This is a genomic window from Flavobacteriales bacterium (genome assembly GCA_026129465.1).
Taxonomy (GTDB): domain Bacteria; phylum Bacteroidota; class Bacteroidia; order Flavobacteriales_F; family PHOS-HE28; genus PHOS-HE28.
In genome coordinates this window covers 192,890-208,881 of record JAHCIA010000001.1, presented here as the reverse complement: position 1 = coordinate 208,881, position 15,992 = coordinate 192,890, and the positions used below count along the sequence as shown (strand labels likewise).

General features: G+C 64.4%; 10 protein-coding genes. 5 read left to right on the top strand and 5 right to left on the bottom strand.

The genetic code is table 11. The features are described 5' to 3' along the window. Positions 1-73: 73 nt before the first annotated feature. The gene (locus tag KIT10_00810) at positions 74-5,674 is read left to right on the top strand and encodes a hypothetical protein (protein MCW5897780.1); all 5,601 of its coding nucleotides are present in this window, start codon (positions 74-76) and stop codon (positions 5,672-5,674) included. A gap of 8 nt (positions 5,675-5,682) precedes the next feature. On the opposite strand, the gene KIT10_00805 is transcribed toward KIT10_00810, so the two are convergent. Then, entirely contained in the window at positions 5,683-7,353 is a 1,671-nt protein-coding gene (locus KIT10_00805; protein MCW5897779.1) for a T9SS type A sorting domain-containing protein, read from the bottom strand. A 105-nt stretch (positions 7,354-7,458) separates the two neighbouring features. On the opposite strand from KIT10_00805, the gene pbpC reads away from it, so the two are divergent. The 4 genes from pbpC to KIT10_00785 all read left to right on the top strand — a co-directional run bounded on the left by pbpC (position 7,459) and on the right by KIT10_00785 (position 12,628). Next, positions 7,459-9,798, top strand: a complete 2,340-nt coding sequence (gene pbpC / locus KIT10_00800; protein MCW5897778.1) for a penicillin-binding protein 1C — start codon at positions 7,459-7,461, stop codon at positions 9,796-9,798. Further along, positions 9,795-10,316 carry a hypothetical protein gene (locus KIT10_00795; protein ID MCW5897777.1) on the top strand — a complete coding sequence of 174 codons (522 nt, stop codon included), beginning with the start codon at positions 9,795-9,797 and terminating at the stop codon, positions 10,314-10,316. The genes pbpC and KIT10_00795 overlap by 4 nt, the downstream gene beginning before the upstream one ends. Before the next feature lie 68 nt (positions 10,317-10,384). After that, the gene (locus KIT10_00790) at positions 10,385-12,004 is read left to right on the top strand and encodes a S41 family peptidase (GenBank protein ID MCW5897776.1); all 1,620 of its coding nucleotides are present in this window, start codon (positions 10,385-10,387) and stop codon (positions 12,002-12,004) included. Between the two features lie 93 nt (positions 12,005-12,097). Beyond that, positions 12,098-12,628, top strand: a complete 531-nt coding sequence (locus KIT10_00785) for a DUF1573 domain-containing protein (GenBank protein ID MCW5897775.1) — start codon at positions 12,098-12,100, stop codon at positions 12,626-12,628. A gap of 67 nt (positions 12,629-12,695) precedes the next feature. Here the strand turns inward: KIT10_00785 and KIT10_00780 are convergent, their stop codons facing one another. The 4 genes from KIT10_00780 to KIT10_00765 are packed head-to-tail and all read right to left on the bottom strand — an operon-like array spanning position 12,696 to position 15,984. Beyond that, positions 12,696-12,938: a 4a-hydroxytetrahydrobiopterin dehydratase gene (locus KIT10_00780; protein MCW5897774.1), complete on the bottom strand. Its 243-nt coding sequence runs from the start codon at positions 12,936-12,938 to the stop codon at positions 12,696-12,698. Further along, positions 12,935-15,124: a S46 family peptidase gene (locus tag KIT10_00775; GenBank protein MCW5897773.1), complete on the bottom strand. Its 2,190-nt coding sequence runs from the start codon at positions 15,122-15,124 to the stop codon at positions 12,935-12,937. Before KIT10_00775 ends, KIT10_00780 begins: the two co-directional genes overlap by 4 nt. A gap of 60 nt (positions 15,125-15,184) precedes the next feature. Continuing rightward, a complete protein-coding gene (locus KIT10_00770) occupies positions 15,185-15,448 on the bottom strand; it encodes a hypothetical protein (GenBank protein ID MCW5897772.1) in 264 nt (87 codons plus the stop codon). After that, a complete protein-coding gene (locus KIT10_00765; GenBank protein ID MCW5897771.1) occupies positions 15,445-15,984 on the bottom strand; it encodes a sigma-70 family RNA polymerase sigma factor in 540 nt (179 codons plus the stop codon). The genes KIT10_00770 and KIT10_00765 overlap by 4 nt, the downstream gene beginning before the upstream one ends. Positions 15,985-15,992: the final 8 nt, after the last annotated feature.

Genomic DNA, 15,992 nt, shown 5'->3' with positions numbered 1-15,992 from the left:
GCGCCGCAATAGCGGAAAGCGCCGATCCGTTCAGCGGACAGGCCGCTACCTTTCCGCCACCCTATCCCGTCACATGTCACGCCAACATCGCACCGGCGCGCCCCTGCTGGCCGCCCTTTTCATGTTCCTGCTCTTCGCATGCCGCAGCGACAAGCGATCCCAACCCGATGCGGCCTTCACACCCTACATCGCCGCCTTCACCGCCGGGCACATCTCCTCCACCTCTCCCATCATCGTGCGCATCGCCGAAGACCAGCGCTGGCGCGATACCAGCCAGGTGGACCCCAGCACCCTGTTCAGCCTGCGACCCAAGGCCAGGGGCCAAGTGACCTGGCTGGATGAGCGTACACTCTCCTTCCAACCCACCGAACGCCTGGAACAGGAGCGCACCTACGAGGTGGAGTTCAACCTCGGCGCGTTGATCGAAGCGCCCAAGGGGCTCGGGAATTTCCGGTTCCAGTTCGCCACCTTCCGCCAGGGCCTGGACGTGCGCGTGACCGACATGCGCTCGCTTTCCACCACGGACCTCACCTGGCAGAAGCTCCTGGTATCCGTTTACACCAGCGACGATGCCACCGGACAGGACCTCACCGCCTGTTTCACCGTGACACAGGGCGGACGCAAGCTGCCCCTGATCTGGGAACATGAGCCCAATGGCCGGTTCCACCGCTTCGCGGCGGACAGCATCCTGCGCGGTGATGGGGCATCCGTGGTGGACATTACATGGAACGGCCAGCGCATCGGCAGTTCGGATAAAGGCGGGCTCGAATTCCGGGTGCCGGCCATCACCGACATCATGCTCGTTTCGGCCACCACCGACAGCGAGGGCGAGCAGGTGGCCACCCTGCTCTTCAGCGACCCCCTGGATCCGGCCCAGGACCTCACCGGCCTGGTGGGCATCGCCGGCACCGAGGACCTGCGCATGACCATCGAGGGCAACCGCCTGCTCCTTTATCCAAGCCAGCGCAAACGCCTGAGTGGCGCGCAACAGGGCTTCGTGTCCGCCGCATTGCGCAACATCAACGGCCGCACGCTGGGCCGCGAGCTGACGGTGGATCTGGTCTTCGAGGAATTGAAACCCGCGGTGCGCCTGGTGGGCAAGGGCACCATCCTCCCCGCTTCCGATGGCCTGGTGATGCCTTTCGAGGCGGTGAACCTCAGCGCCGTGGAAGTGCGGGTGGTGCGCATCCACGAGCGCAACGTGCCACAATTCATGCAGGTGAACACCTTGGACGGCCGCCGCGAACTGGCGCGTGTGGGGCGGCTCGTGACCCGCACCACCGTGCCACTGCGCACCGCCGACGCCCCCGATCCAGGCCGCTGGAACCGCTATTACCTGGACCTGGCGGAGCACTTCCGCGCGGAACCCGGCGCCATCTACCGGGTGGAACTCGCCTTTGGCAGGCAGCATTCGCTCTACCCTTGTGAAGGCGCCGCGGACCAGGTTCCGGTGCGCGAAAGAACGTGGGAGCAGGAACAGGCGACCTACGACCAGGTGCAGGACCATTGGTACTACGACGACTATGACCACGAGGACTACTATTACTACGATGACGACGACGGCCAGCGCCACGACGATCCTTGCGGACGCACCTACTGGTCGCGCAACCGTTCCGTTTCGCGCAACCTGCTGGCCTCGGACCTGGGCCTGATCGCCAAGCGCGGCAACGATGGTTCGCTCTTCCTGGCCGTGAGCGACCTGCTCAGTACCGCGCCGGTCTCGGGCGCCAAATTGGAGGTGCTGGACCTGCAGCGCGGCGTGATGGCCTCCGTGGTCACCGGCCGCGACGGACTGGCCACCATCCCGCCCACGCGACACAAGCCTTTCCTGCTTGTGGCCTCCAAGGGCAGCCAACGCGGCTACCTCAAACTCGATGATGGCAGCGCACTCTCGGTGAGCGAATTCGACGTGAAGGGCGAGGCCATCGACCGCGGACTGAAGGGATTCCTCTATGGTGAGCGCGGCGTATGGCGCCCAGGCGATTCACTCCACCTCACCTTCATGCTGCAGGATCAACTCGCCCGGCTGCCCAAGGACCATCCCGTGGTGCTCGAACTCTTCGACCCGCGCGGCCGACTGGACCAGAAGCATGTGCGTAACAGCGGCACCAACGGCCTGTACGCCTTCCGTTGCGCCACGCATCCCGATGCACCCACCGGTTACTGGCAGGCGGTGGTCACCGTGGGCGGCACGGCCTTCAGCAGAAGCATCCGCATCGAAACGGTCAAGCCCAACCGTTTGAAGGTCCTGCTCGACATCGATGAGGAACGGCTTACGAAAGTGGCTGGCCGCGAAGTGAAGCTGAACGCCCGCTGGCTGCATGGTGCTCCCGCCCGCGAACTGGCCGCACGTGTGAATGTGACGCTCTCGCGCGGCACGCCGAAGTTCAAGGGCCTGGAGAAGTACCAGTTCAATGACCTGCGCACCCATGTGTCCGAGGAGGAGCAGGTGATCTTCGATGGCCGCCTGAACGCTGCAGGGGAGGCAGGTTTCACACTTGATCTCCAACCCGGCCACAACCCGCCCGCCGTGGTGGACGCCAACATCGTCACCCGTGTATTCGAGGCCGGCGGTGATGCGAGCATGGACCGCGTGCGCGTACCCTACTACCCCTACACGAGCTATGCGGGCATCATGGCGCCCGAGATACGCGGCTCCTGGGGCAACCTGGTCACGGACACCACCTATCGGATCCCCGTGGCCGCCGTGGATGCCGCAGGCAAGGCGCTGGGTGGGCATCTACTGAAAGCGCAGGTGTACAAGCTCGACTGGAACTGGTGGTGGGACGGTGGCATCCATGGCCCGTCCAACTACATCAGTTCGCCCAGTGTGACGCTGCGGCAGGAGATCGAGTTGACGACCGATGCGAAAGGTTTCGCCACTTTGCCTTTCCGCGTGGAGCGGCCCGAATGGGGCCGCTTCGCCGTGCGCGTCACCGATCCCGCCAGCGGTCATGCCAGCGCCCTCCAGTTGTATGTCGATTGGCCCGGCTGGGAAGGCCGATCGCGGCGCGAGGCACCTGGCCAGGCGGCCATGCTCCGCTTCAACGGCGACAAGGAGCGCTACAACGTGGGCGATGAAGCCACCATCACCATTCCCGCGCCTGGCGAGGGCCGCGCGCTGGTAAGCTTGGAGACGGGCAGCCGCACGCTCGACGCCGTGTGGGTGGAACTCAAGGCCGGTGACAACCGCCACAGCTTCCCGGTGACGGCGGACATGGCACCGAACGTCTACGTGCATGTCGCCGTGCTGCAACCGCATGCGAAGACGATGAACGACCTGCCGATCCGCTTGTATGGCGTGATCCCCCTGCTGGTGGAGGACGCCGCCACGCGCCTCGTGCCCACCCTCGCGCTGCCCAAGGAGATCCGCACCGATACACCCTTTGAGGTGGCCGTGTCGGAAAAGGAAGGCAAGCCCATGACCTACACGCTCGCCATCGTGGACGAAGGCCTGCTGGACCTTACGCGCTTCAAGACCCCCTCCCCTTGGGACCACTTCTATGCGCGCGAAGCGCTGGGCGTGCGCACCTGGGATGTCTACGACCAGGTGATCGGCGCTTTCGGTAGGCAATTGCAGCGTGTGCTGGCGCTCGGCGGAAGCGACGAGGCCGGGCGTGGCGATGCCGCTCGCGCGATCCGATTCAAGCCCGTGGTGCGCTTCGTGGGTCCCTTCGCCCTGAAACGTGGCGAAAAGGCCAGGCACCAGTTCACCATCAACAATTACGTGGGCTCGGTGCGGGTGATGGTGGTGGCTGGCGATGGTGAGAAGGCCTATGGCAACGCGGAGCAGGCGGTGCCGGTGAAGAAGCCGCTGATGGTGCTGGCCACCATGCCGCGCGTGCTGGCGCCGGGCGAGATGGTCGATCTGCCGGTGACCGTCTTCGCCATGGACCCCAAGGTGAAGGACGTGCAGGTGCGCATCACACCGAACGACCTGCTCATCCCGCAGGGTGCCAGCACGAAGTCCATTCGATTCGACGCACCGGGCGACCAGGTGGTGACCTTCCGCGTGCTGGTGAAGGACGCCATCGGCAAGGCCATGGTGAAGGTGGAAGCCAGCAGCAATGGCGAAAAGGCCAGCGAGGCGATCGAACTGGCCGTGCGCCAACCGCTGCTGCCCGCCACGGAAACGCAGGAGATCCTGCTGAAGGCCGGCGAGCGCTGGGAGCAGGCGCCCCAGCCGCTGGGCGTGGAGGGCACCAACAGCGCCTACCTGGAGGTGAGCACCATACCGCCGGTGGATCTGGGCCGACGCCTGCAATACCTCATCGGCTATCCGCACGGCTGTCTGGAACAGACCGTTTCCAAGGCCTTCCCGCAGCTCTATCTGCCACAGGTGGTGGAACTGCCCGCACGGCAGGCGCAGGAGATGCGCGGTCATGTGGAGGCCGCCATCCGACGCATGGGCGCCTTCCAGCGCGGTGATGGCCATTTCAATTACTGGCCCGGCGGCGACCACTACGATGGTTGGACCTCCATCTACGCGGGACACTTCCTGGTGGAAGCGCAACGGCAGGGATTCCAAGTGCCGCCCAACGTGCGCAACGGTTGGCTGGCCGCGCAGCGCAAGCAGGCGCGCGATTGGCGCATCGTGCCCGGCGATGGTTGGACCAAAGGACAGGCGCAGATGGCCCAAGCCTACCGGCTGTACGTGTTGGCTTTGGGCGGAAGCGCTGAACCTGGCGCCATGAACCGCTTGCGCGAACAGGCCGGGCTGTCGCTGCAGGCGCGGTGGATGTTGGCTGGGGCCTACGCGGCCATGGGCCGCAACGATGTGGCGCGCGAGCTGGTGAAGGACCTGGATACCAAAGTGCCCGCCTATTCGGAACAGGCCTTCACCTATGGCAGCGACCTGCGCGACGAAGCATTGATCGCGGAAACGCTGCTGCGCATCGGTGAGACCGCGCGCGCCGCAGGCGTGGTGCGCCGCATCGCCGACCGCCTCAGCGGAGTAGGCTGGTACAGCACGCAGAGCACCTCCTTTGGCCTCATGGCCGTGGCTCGTCTGGCGGAAATGAGCGCACTGGACAAGGGCATGCGCTTCAAGCTCACCGCGGATGGCCGATCCGATGAACGCTTCAGCCAGAAGGCCATCGCGCGCCAGGATCTGCCCGTACCCGATGGCAAAGCGAAGGTGGCCGTGGAGAACACGGGCAGCAATCTGCTCTACCTGCGGTTGGTACGCACCGGAACACCGAAGGCCGGTCAGGAGCGTGCCTCCTCGAGCGGCATCGCCATGGCCGTGGAGTATACACGGGCCGACGGTTCACCTCTCGACCCCGCACGCGTAGAACAGGGCACGGACCTGATCGCCGAAGTGCGCATCACGCATCCCGGTACGGCAGCGGTCCTGCGCAACCTCGCGCTCACGCTGGTCTTCCCCAGTGGCTGGGAGATCCGAAACGCACGCATGGAAGGCGTGGCAGGCAGGCAGGGCAACAGCGGATACACCTACCAGGATATCCGCGACGATCGCGTGATGACCTACTTCGACCTGCCGAAAGGACGGACGATGGTGTATCGTGTGATGCTCAACGCGGCCTACACCGGCCGCTACTACCTGCCTGGCGCGCACTGCGAAGCGATGTATGACCACACGGTGAACGCGAGGGGGCAGGGCCAGTGGGTGGAGGTATCACCGCCAGGTGGTGGCGCCACAGCGGCCCGGTAGGGATATCGCTAACGACCGGCCACCAACACCTTGGCGCCGGGCAGCCGCACGCCATTGGCGATGAGCGTGATGCGGTAACTGCCCGCGCTCCAAGCGCTCACGTCCAGGACGATGTCGCCTGAAGTGACCGGCCTTTCCGCATGCACCAACCGGCCGGTGACATCCGTGACCTCAACGCGATCGATGCGACGCGTCGGGTGGGGTGTGCGCACGGTCACCCGGTCCACGGCCGGATTCGGGAATACCTCCGGTGGGGATGGCCATTCCCATTCCTGCACGCTGACATTCGTGCAATACGCGCCATCGAAAGTGGTGACGTTGCCTCCGGGGCTCAGGAACAACCGCAGCTTCTCGCTGGCCGGGTTCGGGTTCTGGCTCCAGTGGTAGGACATCTTGCCATAGTAGTCCGGCGCGGTGGGGCTGGTACCCTGCCCGCAGCCGTTCAGCGTGCAGCAGGACGCTCCACCGGTGAGGGTGCCGAGCACGCGTTTGGCCGCATTGAAAATGGGCGAGCCCGAGGAACCACCCTCGGTGACGCCATGCCCGTTGGTGGTGGCCGCCCAACTGACGCGCCAATGCGAACCCGTGGCCAACCACCAGGATGAGCTGACGAGGTTGGCGGTGTAGGTGCTCACCTTCTTCTCATCGCCGGCCGGATGGTGGATGCTCACACCCGAGCCGCTCCCCGTGCCGGTGGCGTCCCAACCGGCATAGAAGGCGTTGATGTTCGCCGGCAGTGGGTTGTTCAATCGCACGAGCACGAAATCCGATCCGTTGTCGCCACCGTTGTCGTTGCTGTCCGCCAAGCGCGTGCAGCCGGTCACCGTGTTGCCGGCCTGTGGATTGCCCGTGCCGCAGTTCAGGCGCTGGTAGTTGAAACGGAACTGGTACTGGTTGAACTGGCCTGCGGAGGAACCCTGGCTGCAATGGAAGGCGGACAGCACCAGTGGATCGCAGTTCTGGCCGGTGTTGTTCATGAGCACGCCGGTGCAGAAACCCACACCCTGCGGGATCACCACGCGAACACGCATCACGGCATCGCGCTGGTCGGTCCAGGCGGCGCCCTCCGAACAGTTCACGTCCACCTGGCAGGGATCGGCGCGTTCCTCGCCGACCATGCGGTAGGCATGCGCCACCTGTGTCAGACGGAAACCACCCTGCCCGCGCACCTCACCCGGTTCGTAGTACTCGATGATGCATGCATCACCATGGATCATCTCGGTGCTGAAGGAGCCATCCGGCTGGGTGTTGTAGGCCGTGTATCCTCCCTGCAGCTGCCCTCCCGCTTCATCGTACACATGCAGGATCGAACCTGTCGGCATTTGGTGGTCGGCAAAGAAGAGTTCCATCGCCAGGGCGCCCGGAGACAACACACGTTGCCGCCACACGCGATCGCCGTTCCCCAGTTCCGTCCATTGACCGGTCATCAACGGATCAGCATGCACTGTTTGGAAACGCCCATACAGCGGCAGCGCTCCGGCACGATCGCGTTCGACATCATCCAGGTCCACCGCGGCCGCATCGAATGGCGACGCGATCACCGCCGGAATGTCATGGCGGTCCCAACCATGCGATATTCCCCAAGGGATCCCACCCACCGTTTCCTGGGCATAGAGCATCGCTGAAATCGAAATGGCGGCCACGGACAGGGCGACCGACCGGGCCTGGGGCGTGGGCATGATGACCATGGAATGGAACTCGTCCGCCGAAGTTAGGTGGTCATGCCAGGATCGGCCTGCCACAACAGCCGAACTTCACGCCGCGTTGCCAGGATGGACATGGGCATGAGGCGCTTTCCGCAAACCCGGTTCCGGCGTGCATTGTTGCTCGGCGCGGCGGTGCTGTTCCTGATCTATGCCTGGGCGCGCTGGGCGCCGATGCGGCCCTTGTTCACCACACCCACCAGCACCATGTTGCTGGACCGCCATGGCGCACTGCTCGGCGCCATGGTGGCCTCGGATGGGCAATGGCGTATGCCACCACCGGACAGCCTGCCACCACGTTTCGTCCGCTGCCTGCTGGAGTTCGAGGACCGCCATTTCCGGTCGCACCGGGGCGTGCACATCCCCTCACTCTACCGCGCCTGGCTCCAGAACCGGCGCGCGGGCCGCGTGGTCAGTGGTGGCAGCACCATCAGCATGCAGGTGGCACGGCTGGCCGGTGGAACGGCCCCTCGGACCCACGGCCGGAAGCTGCGCGAAATGCTGCTCGCGCTGCGGTTGGAACTGCACTGCGACAAGGACTCCATCCTGGCCCTGTATGCGGCGCATGCGCCCTTCGGCGGCAATGTGGTGGGGTTGGAAGCCGCGGCCTGGCGGTGGTACGGACGGGATCCATGGCGTTTGAGCTGGGCGGAGAGCGCCACACTGGCCGTGCTGCCCAACGCACCGGCACAACTTCATCCCGGACGCGGACGTGATGCCTTGCGGGCCAAACGCGACCGGCTGCTGCGACGGCTGCTGGAAACCGGCGCCTTGGACAGCCTGGACTATTCGCTCGCTTTGGAAGAACCACTACCCGATGCACCGATCCCGCTACCACAGCGCGCTCCGCATTTGTTGGCCACACTGCACCACCAAGGTCTGGCGGGGCAACGCATCCACAGCACCCTGGATGGCGGCCTGCAGGACCGTGTCACGCGCATCGGCGCCGCCCACGCTCCATTGTTGAACGCGAACGAGGTGCACAATGCCGCGGTGCTGGTGATGGATGTGCCTACCGGAGAAGTGCTGGCATGCCTGGGCAATCTGCCGTCCGCAGGCCCCATGCATGCGGGTTCGGTGGACATCACACGCGCGCCCCGCAGCACCGGCAGCTTGTTGAAACCCTTCCTTTATGCGGCCATGTTGGAGGCCGGTGAGCTCATGCCGGACCAACTCGTGGCCGACATCCCCACGCGATTCGAGGGCTTCGTGCCGCGCAACTTCGATCAACGCTTCGAAGGCGCCGTGCCGGCTTCGTTGGCGCTCGCTCGTTCGCTGAACGTGCCCGCCGTGCGCGCCCTTCAGGAACACGGTGTGGATCGCAGCCTGCGCATGTTGCGCGCCATCGGTCTGCGTCACATCGATCGCGATGCCGGGCACTATGGACTGGCCTTGATGGTGGGTGGCGCGGAAAGCAGCCTGTGGGAACTCACCGGGGCCTATGCCTCGCTGGCGCGTGTGGCGCAGACGGGCGAAGCCGACGAGCGGCCGGTGCATCCCCCGCAGGTGGTCCAGGGCATGGACCAAGCCGTCGGTCCGCGTCCCTTCTCGGCCGCAGCGGCGTTCCACACCTTGCAGGCGATCCGCCTGGCGGACCGGCCCGATGCACTGGCGGTATCACGGACGCGCGGCGATGGCGACATCGCCTGGAAGACCGGCACCAGCTACGGCCACCGCGATGCCTGGGCCATCGGGGTGACCAGCACCCATGCCGTGGGCGTGTGGACCGGCAACGCCAGCGGTGAAGGAAGGCCCGGTCTAACGGGAACACTGGCCGCCGCCCCCATCCTCTTCGAGGTCTTCGGCACACTGCCCAACGCAACCGCCTTCCACCCGCCCTACGACGCTCTGGAGCGCATGGCCGTGTGCCGCCCGAGTGGGCACCGCGCAGGCCCGGATTGCGAACCGGTGGACACCCTCTTGGTGATCCGCAAGGCGCTGCGCACCCCGACATGTCCATACCACATGCGCATTCTTGTGAACGCGACCGGCGATCGCCGCGTGACCCCGGGCGCTGATGCCCGCGCGGTATCCCATTTCGTTCTTCCGCCGGCGATGGCCAGATACCGGTCCCAGGCACTGACCGGTGCGAAACCCCTGCCCCCGTGGGCGGACGATCGCGTGGCGGAGGATGACGGTGCCGTGATGGAGATCATCGACCCGCGGCCCGGTGCGCGCCTTCTGGTACCGCTGCTTGGGGAAGGGCGTTACGGCAGCGTGGTGTTGGAAGCCGCCCACCGGGACCCGAGCGCGAGGGTGCATTGGGACCTGGACGGACAGTGGATCGGCACCACCGAAGGCGACCACCACCTGGCGGCCGACCTGCCCGAGGGTCCGCACAGGCTAACTTTGACCGACGCACATGGCCGCTCCATCGTCATTACCTTCCAAGTGGAACGCGCGGCACCCCGATCCAGATGACCGCGATACGTCTACTGCCCTTCTTCGCCCTGCTCGGCACCATGGCCTCGCAGGCCCAGCCGGATACGCTCCTGGTGCCTTCGGGCGACACCACCTTCGCCTTCGCGGTGGTCTACGACCGGCCCGAGCCCGCCGAACAATACAAGCTCATCGGCCGGTACGCGCACGACACCAGCGCGGTGGCCGTGCGCCTGGACATGAAGCGGGGCAAGCCTTCGGGCGTCTACCGCGCCTATTTCCCGGACGGCCGCCCCTTGATCTTCGCCGTGTATGGCTGGGGCTACCTCCACGGCGACTGGACCGAATACGATGAGATGGGCCGTGTGACCCTCAAGGGCCAGTACCGCGAAGGCATGCGCGAAGGCACCTGGGCCTTCCGGCGCGAAGGCATCCTCGGACACTATCGCAAAGGCCTGAAACACGGCAAGTGGAAGACCTACGTGAATGGTCGTGTGGTGCGCATCGAAAAATGGCGCAACGGGCAGCAACTCACCGGCCATACCCACTTCATCCCTTGATCAGCGTCCCACGGCACTGTGCTTGCTTCGGGCAACCGGCCCGCATGGCCCTGCGTTACATTCATCCCATGTCCTCGAACCTTCTTCCTCCGGCGATCCGCTCCAGCCTGGTGGCTCTGGCGATCGCCCTGGCCGCCACCGTCCAAGCCCAGCAGCTCGATCCCCGCACCACGGGCAAGATCGAATCGCTCCTGCACCACATCGACAAAATGTATGTGGACGAGGTGGACAAACCGGCTCTGGTGGATGCCGCCGTGATCCGCATCCTGGAGGAGTTGGACCCCCACTCCATATACATCCCCAAGGAGGATCTGGAGGAGGTGAACGAACCCTTGAAGGGCAACTTCGAGGGCGTCGGCATCCAGTTCAACATCCTGCGCGACACCATCTATGTGGTGGACGCCATCGCCGGTGGCCCGAGCGATCGGCTGGGCATCCGCAGCGGCGACCGCATCGTGTCCATCGACGGGGAGAATGTGGCCGGTGTAGGCTTCAAGAACAGCGACGTGATGAAGCGCTTGCGAGGCAAAAAGGGCACCAAGGTGAATGTGCTCATCCTGCGCAAGGCCGAGGCCGAGCCGTTGGACTTCACCATCACGCGGGACAAGATCCCCATCTTCAGCGTGGAGGCCAGCTACATGGCCACGCCCACCATCGGCTACATCAAGGTGAACCGCTTCTCGGCCACCACCATGAAGGAGTTCCGCGAGAAGCTGGACGAACTGAAGCAGAAAGGCATGCATGATCTGATCCTGGACCTGCAGGGCAACGGAGGTGGTTATCTGCGCACGGCCATCGACATGGCGGATGAGTTCCTGGGCGAACGCAAACTGATCGTGTATACCGAAGGCCGCAATTCGCCACGCGAGGACACCTATGCCACACGTGAGGGCCGATTCGAGAAGGGCCGTCTGGTGGTGATGGTGGATGAAGGGTCGGCCAGTGCCAGCGAGATCGTGAGCGGTGCCGTGCAGGATTGGGACCGCGGCGTGATCGTGGGGCGGCGCACCTTCGGGAAAGGCCTGGTGCAGCGGCCGGTGATGCTGCCGGACGGGTCCGCCGTGCGGCTGACCATCTCCCGGTACTACACGCCATCGGGCCGTTCCATCCAGAAGGATTATGGCGAAGGGCTGGAGGCCTACCAACGGGAAAAGGCACAGCGGCTGCTCAAAGGCGAACTCACCAGTGCGGACAGCATCCACCCGACCGACACGGTGAAGTACTTCACCATGAACAAGCGCGTGGTGTACGGCGGCGGTGGCATCATGCCGGATTTCTTCGTACCGATCGACACATCGCACAGCTCAGCATATTTCAGCCAATTGGTGCGGCGGGGCGTGCTGAACACCTTCGCCCTCACCCATGTGGAATCCAAGCGCAGCGCCTTGCTGGCCGAGTACCCTGATGCGGCCATCTTCCGCCAACGCTATCAGGTGAGCGAGGCATTGATCGGTTCGCTCGTGGAGCAGGCCAGGGCAGAGGGCATCGAGCCCGACCCCGATGGCCTGGTGCGCAGCAGGGAGCTGATCGTGCTGCGGCTCAAGGCGCTCATCGCCCGGGACCTGTGGAACACCTCGGCCTATTGGCAGGTGATAAACGCCGACAACCCGGTGGACCAAAGCTTCCAGAAAGCCATGGGCATCTTGTCCGACAACACCTTCCAGAAGCTGGGCATGGCCAGGCAGTAGGGGCTGTTAAGGCCGTGTTAACGGCTTACCGGCCTGTTGGTGTTGCCCTAATTTCGCCCTCCCAACGACCCCCGGAAGAAACCCCAGACCGTCATGAAGAACAAGATCCAGATCGCCCTGCTCGCCGTGATCGCCGTGGCATTGGCGGCGCTGGCCGCGAGCCAGTTCATGAACAAGGACGCGAGCCCCAAGCAGTCCAATGTGGTGGCCGAAACGCCCGCCACGGCGAACGTCGCACAGAACACCCCGTCACCCACCACGAGTTTCGACCCGCTGGCTTCACGCACTTCCACCGTGGAGAACCGCGCGAAGACCTCTGTCAGCTTCGGCAAGTACGAGCATGACTTCGGCAACGTGGTGCAGGACAGTCACAACCATTTCACCTTCACCTTCACCAACACCGGCCGCGAGCCGCTGGTGATCGAGTCCGCCACGGGTTCCTGCGGTTGCACGGTGCCCAACTACCCCAAGCAGCCCATCCCACCGGGCGGCACCGGGCAGATCGAGATCGAGTACAAGCCTGGCAAGCAGGAGAACGCCCAAACGAAGACCGTGACCGTGGTGGCCAACACCGAGCCCAAGGAAACGGTGCTGCGCGTGAAGGCCTTCGTGAAGCCCGCCTGAACGGCCCGTAACGACAACGACCCCGCCAGGACCGGATCTTGGCGGGGTCGCTATTTTTTGATCAGGATCAGAGCAGGGCGTCGATGGCGCGGGCCAGGTCGTGGTCCTTCTCCGTGACCACGTCCCCGGCGGAGTGGGTACTCAGTTCGATCTCCACCACGTTCCACACATTGCGCCAGGCCGGGTGGTGGTCCATCCGCTCCGCGATGAGCGCCACGCGGCACATGAATCCGAAGGCCTCGTTGAAATCCTTGAAGGTGAAGCGCCGGCAAAGGCGCCCATCGCGTTCGGCCCAGTGATCAGCGCTCATCGGTGGATGGGGAGTTGGATGATGTGCGGCGGGCGGTCGGCGCCCACCAGGCGCATCTCCTTGAGCAGATGCCCGGCCCCGGCGAACCTGTCGATGATGAAAAGCACATAGCGCACGTCCACACTGATGTTGCGGCACTTCTCCGGATCGAACTGGATGTCGCTCATGGTGCTCTCCCAGGTACGGTCGAAGTTGATGCCGATAAGTTCACCACGGCCGTTGAGCACCGGGCTGCCGCTGTTGCCACCGGTGGTGTGAAGCGAGGAGGTGAAGCAGACCGGCATCATTCCATCCACGCCATAAGGGCCGTAGTCCCGCGCCGCATGCAGTTCCATGAGGCGTTGGGGCACCTCGAATTCATGGTCGCCTGGGATGTGCTTGGCGATGACGCCATCGAGCGTGGTGAAGGCCCCATACACCACGGCATCGCGGGGTCCACTGCCCTCCACCGCACCATAGCTGAGGCGCAACGTGCTGTTGGCATCAGGCCAGTAGGTGCGGTCGGGGAACAACACCATCATGCCCGCCACATAGTTCCGCATCCCACGGTCGATCCTGTCGCTGATGCGCATGTGCGCGGGACGGACCGTTTCCAGGAAGTTCTGGAAGAAGGACCGCGACAGATCGAACAGCGGGTCGGTGACCATGGTCTTCGCCCCTTTGGTGCCGAACGGACGCATCACCTTCACGAGCCGTTCCTTGGATACCAGGACACTGCGGGCGTAGAGGTCGTCCACATAGGCGTCCACATCCCCCTTGAAACGCTGGTCCAGTGCGGCCAACGCGGCCGGGCGAAGGTCCTCACGCAGATGCTGGAGGTAGATGGGCAGCAGCGCTTTCATCACCCGCTTGTCCACCTCCAGATCCAGGTCCTTGTAGAAGGCATCGCTGCCATCCAGCAACTTGTCCACCTCCTGTTGCAGCTTGCCTTCAAATCCGAGCTTGGCACGGTCCAGCACCACTTTGTTGAAGCGATCGGCGAAGCGGAGCAGTTCCGGTCCGTAGTAGACCATTTCCACGAAGAGGTCGCGCGCGGTGGCATAGGGCGCTATCTCCTCGTAGGCGCTGGCCAGGCCTGGCAACGCGTCGATGTAGCGCGGATCGCCATGGGCCCGCGCTCTGGCCAGGTATTCCTGCTCGTAGGCCTGCTTCGACTCCAGTGTTCGCAGTTCCTTGATCCCACGCAGTTCGCCGATCCACTTCTTGTACGCGTTGCTGATGGAAGCCTGTTTGGCGGCGTATTGGATACGCACCAGGTCGCTGGACCGCATGGCCTGGTCGATCACCTCCAGACTGGCGCGCCGCATGGCTATGCGCATGGGGTCCTGCGCCTCCTGGACGTATCGAACGGCGTAGGAAGACAGGTATCGCTGCGTGGAACCAGGAAAGCCGAAGATCATGGCGAACTCTCCCTCCCGCGGTCCATCGAGCGCCATGGGCAACACATGGCGTGGTTGGAAGGGCACGTTCGTGGGCGATGGATCGGCGGGTTTGTTGTCCGCACCGGCGTAAATGCGGAAAAGGCTGAAGTCGCCGGTATGCCGTGGCCACATCCAGTTGTCGGTATCGGCGCCGAACTTGCCGATGCTGCTGGGCGGTGCTCCCACCAGGCGCACATCACGGAAGGTCTCGGTGACGATGAGGTAGTAGCTGTTGCCATGGTTGAAGGCGCGGACCACAGCGCTGAAGTGGTTGCCCTCGGTGGCTTCGCGTACGATGGGCGCCGAGAGGCGGGCGATCGCCTCACGGACCTGGGCCTCCCCCTGGTCCAGCGGCAATTCCGGCAGGATGCGGTCCGTCACGTCCTCCATGCGCACCACGAAGGTGGCGGTGAGTCCGTTGTTCATCAGTTCATCCGCATGGCTTGCGGCCCAGAAGCCGTTCTTCAGCAGGTCGCGTTCCAGGGAACTGTGGCTTTGGATCTGGCTGAACCCGCAGTGGTGGTTGGTCATGATCAGCCCTTGTTCACCGATCACCTCGCCTGTACAGCCCCCGCCGAAGAGCACCACCGCATCCTTGATGCTGCCCCGGTTGAGCGACCAGATGTCCTCCGCGGTTATCCGCAGGCCCGCGGTGTGCAGATCACCTTCGATGCTCTTGAGCAGGGTGGGCAGCCACATGCCCTCGTGGGCCTGTGCGCGAATGGAGGTGGCGAGCAGCAGCAGGACCAGGCACCTGCCGATCATGGAACGAAGTTGTGATGGCATGCCACGAATATCGGGGATCGGGTTGGAGCCCCCGGCCGATCAGGGTTCGGCTCCCGCAGCGGGCGCTTCCGGAGCGTCCTGTCCATGACGTTTCTTGGAAGCCTCGCTGAGCAGGATGGCGAGAAGGATGATGAGCAGCAGCGCAAGAAAGGACTTCGGATCGCGGTAGAGCGGGCGGCGATGCATGCCACGCAAGGCCCTGTGGTAGTTGTAGAACAGGCCCTTTCCATCGCGGTGCCGGGCGATCTGCTCGTCACTGGGCCGCGATGGGCCTTCCCGGGTGATATGGTAACGTCTTCTCATGTGGTCGTACCCAGTAGTTCCCGCAAGCGCCGCAACACGCGATGGGTGCGCATCTTGGCGGCATCCTCCCCGATACCGATGACCTGTCCCACCTCGGCGAAGGAGAGCCCATCGAAGTAGCGCAACTCGATCAAACGGGCCTGGTCCTCGCCCAGCTTGGAAAGCGCATGCGACAAGCGGCCCAGTTGTACCTCCTCCAGGTCCAGCCCGGTCTCTTCAGCCAGCGGTGCCACCTCCTTCAGGCCCAGTTCCATGGTCATTTCCTTTCTGCGCCGCCAGTGCATGCGGATCTCGTTGAGCGCGATGCGGAAGAGCCAGGCCCGGAAAGGTGCTCCGCGCGGTTGGTAGCGCGGCAGGGCGAGCATGGCCTTGAGGAAGGTCTGCTGGGTCAGATCGGCGGTCAGCTCCATGCGGCCCGAGCGGCGGTGGAGGAATCGGAACACATCGTTGAAATACCGCTCGTAGAGCACGGCGAAGCGAGCCGGCTCGGCTTGTGCCCTCCGCACCCAGTGATCATCGTCGTCTCCCGCCCTCATCGGCCCTC